Annotated in this window: 5 protein-coding genes; all 5 read right to left on the reverse strand. The window is 41.8% G+C overall.

Annotated elements, in window-relative coordinates:
- Positions 1–9: 9 nt before the first annotated feature.
- Positions 10–3,075, reverse strand: a complete 3,066-nt coding sequence (locus tag F8N35_RS10750) for a TonB-dependent receptor (RefSeq protein ID WP_293052595.1) — start codon at positions 3,073–3,075, stop codon at positions 10–12.
- A 446-nt stretch (positions 3,076–3,521) separates the two neighbouring features.
- Entirely contained in the window at positions 3,522–6,257 is a 2,736-nt protein-coding gene (galB, locus tag F8N35_RS10755; RefSeq protein ID WP_293052598.1) for a beta-galactosidase GalB, read from the reverse strand.
- Positions 6,258–6,303: 46 nt separating this feature from the next.
- A complete protein-coding gene (locus tag F8N35_RS10760; protein ID WP_293052601.1) occupies positions 6,304–7,530 on the reverse strand; it encodes a hypothetical protein in 1,227 nt (408 codons plus the stop codon).
- Between the two features lie 29 nt (positions 7,531–7,559).
- A complete protein-coding gene (locus F8N35_RS10765) occupies positions 7,560–10,484 on the reverse strand; it encodes a glycosyl hydrolase 115 family protein (protein WP_293052604.1) in 2,925 nt (974 codons plus the stop codon).
- Between the two features lie 81 nt (positions 10,485–10,565).
- The gene (uxuA, locus tag F8N35_RS10770; protein ID WP_293053652.1) at positions 10,566–11,747 is read right to left on the reverse strand and encodes a mannonate dehydratase; all 1,182 of its coding nucleotides are present in this window, start codon (positions 11,745–11,747) and stop codon (positions 10,566–10,568) included.
- Positions 11,748–11,842: the final 95 nt, after the last annotated feature.

The raw sequence follows: 11,842 nt of genomic DNA on the forward strand, positions 1-11,842 counted from the left end.
GTTTATTATTTAAAAGGTTACATTGATACCCAATAAGTATGTGTGAGTTGTAGGGGTGTTGAAACCTACAGTCAATATACGATGGTTGTAAGATGATACCGCTGAATTTGAATCGCCATACGAGTTGGTTTCCGGATCCATACCTGATTCTTTGTGGTAAGGAGAGAAGAGAACGAATGGGTTTTGTACAGTTCCATAAACACGTAGTTTTTCAATTCCGGCATACTTCAGCCATTTTTGTGTAAAATCATATCCAAGTGTGATTGTACGTACTTTAGCATAAGATGCACTAAAGTAGCCCAGCAATTGTCCGTATTTGGGATTATCGCCACTTAACGGTCCGGCAGGATTTGGGAATGATGCATTTGTATTTGTTGGAGTCCAGTAATCTACCTTAATATTTCCTCTACGTCCTGTCAGCATATTAAGATAACCGGCCGATCCATAAAGTGTACTGATAAGGGTTCCTCCGCATTGGAAACTACCAACTAGGCTCAAGTCAAAACCTTTGTAAGCTACGCGAGTGTGGAAACCACCTTGAAGATTTGGATCAAGATTTTGAACTTGCATGTCTGCAGCTCCAATTGCTCTTGTTGGTGAGCCATCCGCATTGTAAGTGCCGGTGTATTGAACCTTGATCATACCAGCAACTCCACCAGGTTCCAATGTTTGTAAATATTTATAATCTTTATCTGAGGTGTTCCAGAGGCCTACCTTTTTGTAATCGTAAATACTATTAATAGAATGTCCTACAAACCATCCATTGCCTTTATCTTCTGTTTGACCAGAAGCAAGAGATGTAATCTTATTAACATTGTGATACATATTCACGCCTAATTCCCATGTCCAACCATGGTAATTTTCTAAAATGACACCATTGAGTGAAAGTTCAAAACCCTTGTTTTGAGTGGAACCTACATTTGCAGTATAACTACCAACTCCCGTAGTGGAGGGTAAGTTAACTCCCAATAACAGATTTTTGGTATCTGTGATATAATATTCAAAAGTACCGGTTAAGCGATTCTTTAAGACAGCAAAGTCTGCACCAAAATTCTCTGTTTTAGAAAATTCCCATCCTAATTTTGGATTTGGTAGTGTATTTACATAGTAACCTGTTAGATAAGAAGTTCCAAAATTGTAAGGTGAGGTAGCTAACGATCCCAGTGTAGAATATGCATTTACAGCTTGATTTGACGTTTCACCATAACCAGCACGAACTTTCAGTTCATCAAGCCAGGTAATATTTTTCATAAACGATTCTTTATGGATATTCCATCCCATAGACACAGCAGGATATGTATGCCACTGATGTCCGGAAGCTAATCTTGAAGAACCGTCGGAACGACCTGTAACACTTATCATATAACGATCGTCGTAAGAATACATTACACGACCCATCCATGATTCTAACCCCCATACAGTATATCCTTGATAACTAGGGTTCATTGTTATGTCCGAAGCGGCGCTTTGTCCCAAGTTATAAAACTGCAAGTTGTCTGCAGGTATATTTTGAGCGGAAACATAGGTGCTATTGTAAAAATTCTGTTCGGCAGAGAACATTGCTACTGCATTTACTCTATGTTTCTTCCATGCACGATCATAAGTAAACATGTTTTCAATCGCCCAATCTGTGTCATAAGAGTTACTGAGACTTGCAGATGATACTGTGTTCGACGTTGAGCTCATAACACCAACACCTGTATATGTACCTGCATTAGTAAAATTGAAGTTAGCTCCAATATTGGTGCGATATTTCAGACCTTCTACACCAGGAATATTTATTTCGCCATAGAAAGAGTTGTAAGAGCCAAATCCCTTTTTTTGATCTTTCCATGTATCTCCCAAATTGTTTATACCACTTTTTGTATATACATACTGATTGTCCATTACCATATTGACAATTCTTTTCAGAGAGCCATCAGTATTATATGGATTGGCAATTGGCGACATGCTTAATACCCCATACATTCCTAAGCTTGCGCCATTAGTGATGTTGAAATTAGTGTTTGTGGTAAAGCCTACATGTATGTATTTTCCAATACCCTGATCTAATGAACCGCGAATTGCATAACGGGTGTAGTTTTGACCCGGTATAGCAGCTTGGCTTGTAAAGTAATTAGCACCAAATTTGTAGCTTCCTTTTTCGTTACCACCAGTGACATTCACATCGTGGCTTTGTGTCATAGCGGTAGTGTAAAATAATGATTGCCAATTGGTATTTACATCATTAGATTCGTCTGTTCCGTTTGTTGTATATCTGCCGGAAGCTTTACGTAGGGCAACAAATTCCGATCCATTCATCATAGGATAATAAATAGCTTTTCCTACACCAACGTAACCATTATAGCTAATTTGTGCATTGCTACCTTTAACACCTTTATTAGTTGTTATCAAAATAACACCGTTAGCACCACGTGATCCATAGATAGCTGTAGCCGATGCATCTTTCAAAATATCAATGCTTTTGATATCATTAGGACTGATGTCGCTAAGAGTACCAGAGAAAGGAATTCCGTCGAGTACGATAAGTGGGTCATTGGTAGCAGTCAATGAACGTGTACCACGAATACGAATCTGTAATGTAGCTCCCGGATGCGTATCTGTTTGCTCCAAATCTACACCGGCAACACGACCTTGCAATGCATTCGTCACGTTAGCTGCCGGAATTTCTTTGAGTGCATTCCCATTTACGGAAGCTACAGATCCTGTAACGGCTTCTTTGCGTTGAGTACCGTAACCGACTACAACGACTTCACTCAAAGCTTTCGTATCTTCGGCCAATGTAACGTTTATGACCGTTTTTCCGCTTACACTAATTAACTGAGATGTGTATCCAACGAAAGAAAATTCCAATTTAGCATTAGAAGGAACCTGGATAGAGAACTTGCCGTCAACATCAGTAATGGTTCCTGTGGATGAACCGTGAATTCTGACATTGACCCCCGGAAGAGTAGCACTTGATGCATCCTTAACAGTCCCTTTGACCGTTATCGTCTGCCCAAACACTGAGATTGAAAACAAAAGCAGCAGGAATAAAATCCCGGGTGCTCTGAGACAACTAGAAGTTTGTTTCATGATTAAAAGAATTAAAGAATTGATTGGATTGTTTGTATGTAAACCTCGTTTATCTAAACTAAAGCTAAGAACACACAATTTTGACTATGCAAAACTAGTCTTGAATTAAAAAAACGTTGAAATTATAGCAACATCTTCTGGCAATTTTGTTACATCAGTTTTAAATATGATTCATTTACTGTTGTTTTTGATACGTTTTAATAGAATATATCATATCAATTAAGAAACATCACATATTCGTAACAATCAATTTATCATTGACTTAGCTCAATTTTGTATTTTAACATTTGGAAATGGTGGGCTAGAATACATTTGTTTGCAAATGTTTACAAATGAAAAGCGTCCGGATTGCGTACGAAATATATCTTAGATGTGACGCCTCCGGACGTTTTGTGTGATAGAATTGATTGTGCTGAGTGATTGTATAACCAACAAAATCCGCTTTTTTACTTACAAGTGATAGTAAGATGAGCCTCGGTTAGCCCTGTAGATTTTGCTGTGATGGTAATCTTTCCTTTTACTCCGGATTTAGATCGGACTATTACCAGACAAAGACCATTGAATGCATCTCTTGTTCGGGATGGAAACGGAGTCATATTGGTAGGATCGCCATTGTCAGTTGCAATAATTTCTCCCGGACCATCAATGCTAAATTCAATCTGGTTGTTCGCAACCGGCACCGTAAGCCCATGCTGGTCTTTGATTTTTACGGTTATAAAGGCAAGGCCTTTCCCATCTGCCTGAATTTCATTTCTGTCAGTTTCAATGGCAAGCTGTGATGGTGTATCAGTAGTGCGTACGATTTCTTCTGCCCATTTGTTTCCATTCTTGTAGGCAATCACTTTCAGTTCGCCGGGTTCGTATCTCACACTATCCCAACGCAGGCGATATCCATATTGCCCTTTTGTTTTTCTGCCGAGAGATTTGCCGTTGAGAAATAGTTCAGCTTCATCTCCGGAAGTAAATATGTGTACAGGAGTAATTTGTCTTATCCTGTCAGGCCAGTTCCAGTGTGGAAGAATATGAACCATAGGTAATTCGGGGCGCCAATGTGCCTGATAAAGATAAAAACGATCTTTTTTGAATCCGGCTAAGTCAATTATGCCGGTATAAGAGCTGCGCGCTTCGTAATAAGGGGTTGGTTCACCGATATAGTCGAACCCGTTCCAGACAAATTCACCGGCAACGAAAGGGTGATGATCGAGAGCACTGAAGACTTTATCAGCAGAAGAACCAAAATCCACCGCATGCAGTTCGTAGGAGCTTACCTGACAAAGCTTTGAATCGCCGCCTTCACAATCCCGTATCGGAGCACTTGTTTTAGGACTTACAGGAAAGAGGTACACCCCGCGGCTACTAGCGGCCGAAGCGGTTTCTGTACTAAAAATCATTTTATTTGGGAACTTTTGGTGATAAGAATCATATTGCGGAGCTGTCCGGATGCGGTCGGTGCCTTCAAATACAGGATCCTGCCGGATTCCTTCTCCCTGATAATTCAATCCTATGACATCCAACACAGCAGGTAGCGGCATGTCGGGTTTTGCATAATTCATAGCTCCGGTAGTGGGACGCGTAGGGTCTTCTTCTTTTATATAACCGCCCAAACGTGCAGCAATTTTTGCTCCATCTTCTCCGGTGTATTGTTCTCCGACTTCATTGCCAAAGCTCCACATAATAATTGAAGGACAATTTCTGTCTCGGCGAACGAATGCCCGGGCATCCTGTTCTGCCCAATCAGGAAAGATCAGGTGAAAATCGTGTGGCGTTTTCTTTCGTTCCCACGAATCGAAGATTTCGTCTATAACAAGAAATCCCATTTTGTCAGTTAATTCAAGTAGTTCAGGTGCCGGAGGATTGTGTGAAAAGCGAATAGCATTGCAACCCATCTCTCTCAGTATCTCGAGTTGCCTTTCGGCAGCACGTGTGTTGAATGCCGAACCCAATGCTCCTAAATCGTGATGCTGATTAACACCTTTGATGGATATATGTTCGCCATTTACCAGAAGTCCTTTGTCGGGGTTATACTCAATGTTTCGTATTCCAAAGCGTGTTTCATAGGTATCAATGACTTTTTTATTCGATAATAAAGTGGTGACTGCAACATATAAATTGGGCTTTTGTGTAGGAGGAGGTCCCCATAATTTCGGGTTATTGATGGTAACAGAACTTTCAAATTTACTTGATTCTCCTGCCGCTATGGTTACTTGTTTAGGAGCAAAATTTGCAACAACATCAGCTGATTTGTACCCATTGCTATCTATTGAATATATTTTTGTAACAGCTTCAATATTAGCTGATTTTTTCAATTTGTTTTCTACTGATGTTTCAAGATTGATAGTAGCGGAGGTCGGAGTTACGTTCTTTGTGGTGATATAAGTGCCGTATTGATTTACATGTACAGGGTTGGTTTTTACAAGCCAAACGTTACGATATAGACCAGCTCCGGGATACCAGCGTGCCGAGTAATTCGGATTATCAACCCGGATGGCTAACTGGTTTGTTTTCCCCGGCAAAGTATAAGGAGTCAGGTCAACTCGCCAGGAATTGTAACCATAAGGCCATCCGCCTACTAGTTTACCATTACACCAAACGATGACATACGACATAGCTCCGTCTATATCCAAAAAGATAGATTTACCAGCATCATCAGCAGGAATATCTATCTTTTTCCGGTACCAAGCTACTCCGTTTACCGGCAGCCGTCCCATTCCACCACCAACTTCAGGATTTGATACTGTTTGAAACGGGCCTTTAATTGCCCAGTCGTGAGGGAGGTTCACGGTTTCCCAGGCATTGTCATCAAAGTTGCTTTGCACAAAAGGAAAATCTCCTCCGGGATTGCCGGCAGGGCGGGAGTAACGCTTTCGGGGATCTTTTATGAATGAATTTCCTGTGGGTAAAATCCACAATTTCAGAACATTGTTGGCTGACTCCAGCTTAATGGCCTCTGTCGGCTTTGAATCGGCAGCTTTACTGTCATTATTGTCGGTTACTTCCGGCCGGATGTCGTATATCAGGTTATCAACTTTCGCCCCAGACCCGTATTTAAAGAAATGCCATCCGTTGTTGATTGAAATTCGTTGGCGGAAGGCTGTCTTCGTTGTTTCGCTTGCAGATAAAATTAGGGAACTGTTTGATATGACAAGAATATATAACAATGGGATAATCTTAAATTGTTTCATACAGAAATCCGTTTTGAAGTTTAACCTGAAGCTTGTTTGTGCAAACTTAATTGGAAACCAATGTCGTTATGCTTGATGCCGGGAGAGGAAATACCACCGCATTGCCTGATGTTGTCGTATTTTTAGAAACCAGGTTGGCTGCTTTCGTTGTGCTATAACCGGTGAATCCTGTTGCGCTTAATCCGGAATAATTGAAGGTGTAATTTATTGCGTAATCATTCTGATTAATAGCAACAATTATTAGTTTGGATCCGTTTGAAAATGCAGTGCAGTATATGCCATCCTGGGGAGTTTCGGTACAGGAGACCCGATAATAACCGGGACGTATCCACTTTGCAAAGTGTGCCATAGCATAACCTCGTTTGGTAATGTTGCTGTTTTCATCTATGAGTCCGTAAAACCTTCGGATATACCACCATACATACATGCTGTAACCGGATGTCATACAGTTGTGAATCTCTTTAGCTACATTAATTGCTCCACTCCAGACATTTCCTGAATCGGTAGAGTTGGTATAATGCTCTGTCATCCAGATTTCTTTCCCAACAGAATATTTGTATGGAGTTGTTCCATAAATATGGCCGCAAATAGTAGTCAGTTTTGCTCCTGCAATTGCTAGTACAGAGTCGTTTATCGACTTACTCATATTGAACGTCTCGGGAGCAACCACTTTTGTACCACAAGAATCGGCGTACATTGAAAGAAAGTTGCCGATTTCGGCCGCATTGTTGTTCATTCCTTCGTAAGATACAACATAATTGGGTTCATTCCATGGACTTATAGAGGTGACACCTCCTACAGCAGTATTGTAACTTCGTAAATAGGCAGCATAAGCGGAATATGAATCGGGTTTTAATTTACCACCAACTACATTATTACTGGTTTTCATAGATGCGGGTGCTGACCATGCCGTGGCTATCACAGAAACACCGAACTGTTTGGCGGCATTGATTTGGGGGACTTCTCCGCTAAATTGATCGCTACTGCTGGGAATGCGCACACGCATAACACTTAAACCAATGCCGTCAGTTGTAGAAAAGGCTTTGGTCATTTGTGTGCTGGTGAGATCTGCAATCCAGTTATGAATGGCAGCACCTCCAAAACCTCTTATAGTTTGAAATTGTGTACTCGTATTAATTGTTACCGGCATTTCACCTTCCAGTATCGGCTCCGTTGGACTAGTGCTGATTTCTTTTGAACAACCGGAAAAGATAACCGGGATAATAAAGAAAGCGATAATTAAAAATGTGTTTTTCAGTGGATTGTTTTGCATGGCGGTATTGTTCTATGTTAATTGATTGTTTATCTGTAACTTTCCGAAGGAAAAAAGAAACTTGGTTTCAAGCCTCCGGTATTTATGATGATTCGTTGCAGCGTTACAATGGGATCCATCATGATGATCTTGATTTTATGATAACCTGCTTGTGAAATAGAATGCGATGTTTTACAAACGCGAATACTGTTAATCACAGAATTCGACCACTCCGGATCGTCTTTTGATCCGACAATATTGATTTTCGGAATCTGAACTACCTGCGGTTGTTCATCGTCAACAGCTATAGCAAATCGCATATCCGCATCGGGAAGACAGTTAAGTGTTGGCGCAATTAATGTATTGATTTCAATCTTACTGGTCGTAAAGATATAGCAGTCATATTCGAGAGTAGGTGCATTTTTCAGATTAGTAAAACTTGGAGATGTAACAGGCATTGGCATCATGGATGAGAGGGTACGTCCGTAACCGGGAATCAACTGCCATTGTATGCCGTTTACCGCACGATTGTTGGTATAATGTTCGGCCTCTATTGCCACATAACCGTTCGATTCCACAAATCCTTTCAACGACTTTCTATTTGGAGAGGCAGGATTAAAAAGAGGAACAACAACATTATAGGTCTGATTTTCTGCATTGATAGAAATTTTTCCAAACTGAGATTCTCCTTTCGGGGCATTGTTCCAGTCAATGTCTATTTCAATGCGTTGTTCTCCATCGACTTTACCGCTTGTTACCGACGGAATAATCCACGATTGCTCAGGTTGTATCGTAAACGAATGGAGACCTGCTTGTTTTGAGAAAATCTCGAGATAGTGTTTTTCTCTCGAATAGTTGCTGAACTGAGGCAAGGTGTCCGGCTTTTGTACTTCGGAAGCCGAAAGAGAGCCTTCTACAGCAATACCGATAGCTTCAGTTTCCGATGGTTTGGTGTAATTCAGCCGAGGCATTATATTTTGCTTCGGATCCGACCAACCCCGATAGCCAATATGGGGTTGATTCATCATTCCATCCCATTTGCCTCCAGCTACCTGAGTGTGATAGGCAACGGTCAGCAACGAATCCTGAACGAACAACTCTTTTGTTTTAAGAGCATAATCATTGGCCGATAGTCGCCCCTGCGCTGCATACGTATGGTTTTTAGAAAGATTGAAATACATATCGTTCAGGGTGTATGAGGCTTTTACAGGGTATAGCACGAGTTCGAAAAATGCATCTTTTTTAGACGGCTCGAGCACAGAATAGATCGAATCGGCCTTGTCGGAAATTGCTTTCCATTTGGAAACAACCGTTTCGGCTTCCCTGTAATTGCTCAAACTAAAAGTGTTTGCCGAAAGCAGTTCGGGTTTTATCCAACCATTGTATTTCGTGTATTTGTCTATCAGATCGGCAATCGCTGGTGCATTTTGATCTCCAAATTGGAGACCTGACCATTCTTGAGTATAAGCTGCAATATTGTCTTTGTTCCAGGCTTGCGGATTCCATGCCAGTGACATGAAGAAATCTATCGGAACTTCAAGCGGTTTAATGTCTCCAACATTCATTATCCAGATGCGGTCGGCACCATACGCGTAAGCTTTACTCATCTGATCCCATATTTTAGTTACCGGGATGGTATTGATCCATTTGTAGCTGCGGGGGCCTCCCACATAATCAGCATGATAATAAATTCCGGCACCTCCGCTACGTTTTCTTTCATCGGCCGATGGCAAACGGCGGATGTTGCCCCAGTTGTCGTCGCTCCAGAGCAACGTGATATTGTCGGGTACTTTTAATCCGTTTTCATAATACTCCTGTATCTCTTTGTAAAGACACCACATTTGAGGTGTTTTCGTGATATCAGGGTTCATTTCTTCGCGCAGAATTTTCTGTTGCTTTGCAACAATGCCTTCTACCATAGCAATATTGCTCTTCAAATCGCCACCCATGTCGGTATCGTTTGCACCCCGGAGTCCCATTGTGATAACGCTTTCGTAGTTTTTGTTGCGACGGATGCCTTCCCTCCAGAAGTTTACAAGTGTATCCGGATATTTAGTATAATCCCAATGTCCCAGTGTTTTAAAATAGCGTCTGTCCCATTCCTGTTGTGAACGAAGCATGGGTTCCTGATGCGATGTTCCCATCACGATGCCGTATTCGTCGGCAAGACGAGGATTTTCAGGATCGTCTTCATTAAAGTCGTTTGACCACATTGCCGGCCACAGATAGTTGGCTTTCAGACGCAAAAGCAGCTCAAATACCTTCGTGTAAAATTGATGATTGCAGTTCGGAATACCATTCGGAATAAAAGGATATTTGCTTGGTTTGACAGTGCCGTAGGTCTTTTTTATCCAGGTGCTTAGCGCCGGGGCTTCATCGTTGATAAAGATGCCGCGATATTTTACCGCAGGGTGGTCTTCTTTGTGGAAATTACGGGAAATAGCAAGGGTACTCTGTTTTTGGGGAGTTACATCGGCAAACCAGTACCAGGGAGATACGCCTATTTGTTGTGAGAGATCGTAAACGCCATAAATTGAGCCCCGCTTATCGCTTCCGGCAATGACCAGAGCCTGATCGACACCCGGAAACGGTTTGCTGACGATTTGCATGGAAAATGCTTCCCATTGATTCTTAATGGCGTTTACATTAATTTTTTTTGACCGGATAAGCTGTGAGATAAACTTACTTTTTCCGATTGTTCCTACTATGATTGCATAAGAACGATTTTTGGGCAGGGAGTTGACAAGCTCCGGTTGAGTTCCGGTTACTTTCTGAATGTCTGATTGAAGATCGGAAATCGCACGTGTTACACCCTTGAAGTCTTGCAGGTCGACGATCAATGTAGCTGTAGTGCCAGGTTTGGCGATACAGAAATTATTTTCGACAGAGTGTTTTACATAGCTTTCGGAAGCTGTTGCCGAAAAAGTAAAAACTTGAAATACTGCAATTAAGGGTATAAGTACTAATTTCTTCATGGTATAAAATTTGGCATGCCAAAGGCATACCTTCTCCAAAACGGAGAAGGTAACCTTGAGTTTGTGAACGATGTAATTGTTTTATTTTGAGGGATAGAGAGACTTGGCAATGCCCATCTCTAATCCTCTTAATTCTGCTAAACCTTTCATACGGCCAAGGAGAGAGTATCCGTAGAAAACTTGTGGTTTAGCCAGGTCGTCAAGCATCTGGTGCCCGTGGTCGGGACGAAGGGGAAGGGAAATCTGGCGTTTTTGCATGGTTTCGATAAACGAACTCATCACACCAAACATATTCACGCTTCCTTCAAGATGGTTGGCTTCGAAAAAGCGGTTGTCGTCAATCCATTCGGTACTACGCAGGTGCACGAAGTGGATTCTGTCGGCAAAACGCTGGCTCATTTTTACAAGATCATTCTCACGGCGTACACTCAGCGATCCGGTGCAGAAACAGATACCGTTTGCAGTAGAAGGAACTGCTTCGGCAAGTGCTGCATAATCCTCTTCGCGGCTGGCAATACGCGGCAGACCGAGAATGGGGAAGGGAGGATCGTCAGGGTGAATGGCCATTTTGACACCAACTTCTTCTGCTACCGGAATCACTTCTTTGAGGAACAGAATCAGGTGTTCACGCATTTTATCGGCATCAAAATCTTTATATTTTGCTAATTGTTCCAATACGTATTCTACCGTGAAAGCTTTGCCTTCGCCGGGAATGCCAGAGAGAATCACGCTGAGAATGCGGTTCATATCCTCTTCGGTCATCGATTCGTAGCGTTTCTTGACCTGTTCGAATTCTTCATCCGACAGTTCTTCGCGTGCTCCCTGCCGTTGCAATACAAACACATCGAAAGCCAGGAATGCGTAACGATCAAAATACATAGCTTTTGAACCGTCAGGAAGAGTGTACGACAGGTCAGTACGTACCCAGTCGAGCACCGGCATAAAGTTGTATGTTACTACGTCAACACCGCATTGTGCGAGGTTGCGTAACGTAGTTTTATAGTTCTCAATGTATTGAAGATAGTTACCTGTGCGACGTTTAATGTCTTCGTGTACATTCACACTTTCCACTACGTGCCAAGCCAATCCGGCATCTTCAATTACTTTTTTGTATTTCTGAATTTCTTCTACGCTCCACACTTCACCTGTGGGAATGTGGTGTAGAGAAGAAACAACCGCTGTGCAGCCGCTTTGGCGGATATCCTGCAGGGTTACTGTATCTTTGGGCCCATACCAACGCATGGACTGTTCAAAACCGTAAATCATTTTGTTCAATTTGAAAAATTTGAAAATAACAAACAGACAATGACTTTGTCGTTTTTTACACACTAACTCACAAACTCATTGTCTCGCTATCT

Source organism: Paludibacter sp. (genome assembly GCF_009712605.1).
GTDB lineage: Bacteria > Bacteroidota > Bacteroidia > Bacteroidales > Paludibacteraceae > Microbacter.

Excerpts from the sequence above, each read along its gene's own strand:
- galB (WP_293052598.1), bottom strand. The coding sequence starts at position 6,257 with ATGAAACAATTTAAGATTATCCCATTGTTATATATTCTTGTCATATCA.
- F8N35_RS10765 (WP_293052604.1), bottom strand. The coding sequence starts at position 10,484 with ATGAAGAAATTAGTACTTATACCCTTAATTGCAGTATTTCAAGTTTTT.
- F8N35_RS10750 (WP_293052595.1), bottom strand. The coding sequence starts at position 3,075 with ATGAAACAAACTTCTAGTTGTCTCAGAGCACCCGGGATTTTATTCCTG.
- F8N35_RS10760 (WP_293052601.1), bottom strand. The coding sequence starts at position 7,530 with ATGCAAAACAATCCACTGAAAAACACATTTTTAATTATCGCTTTCTTT.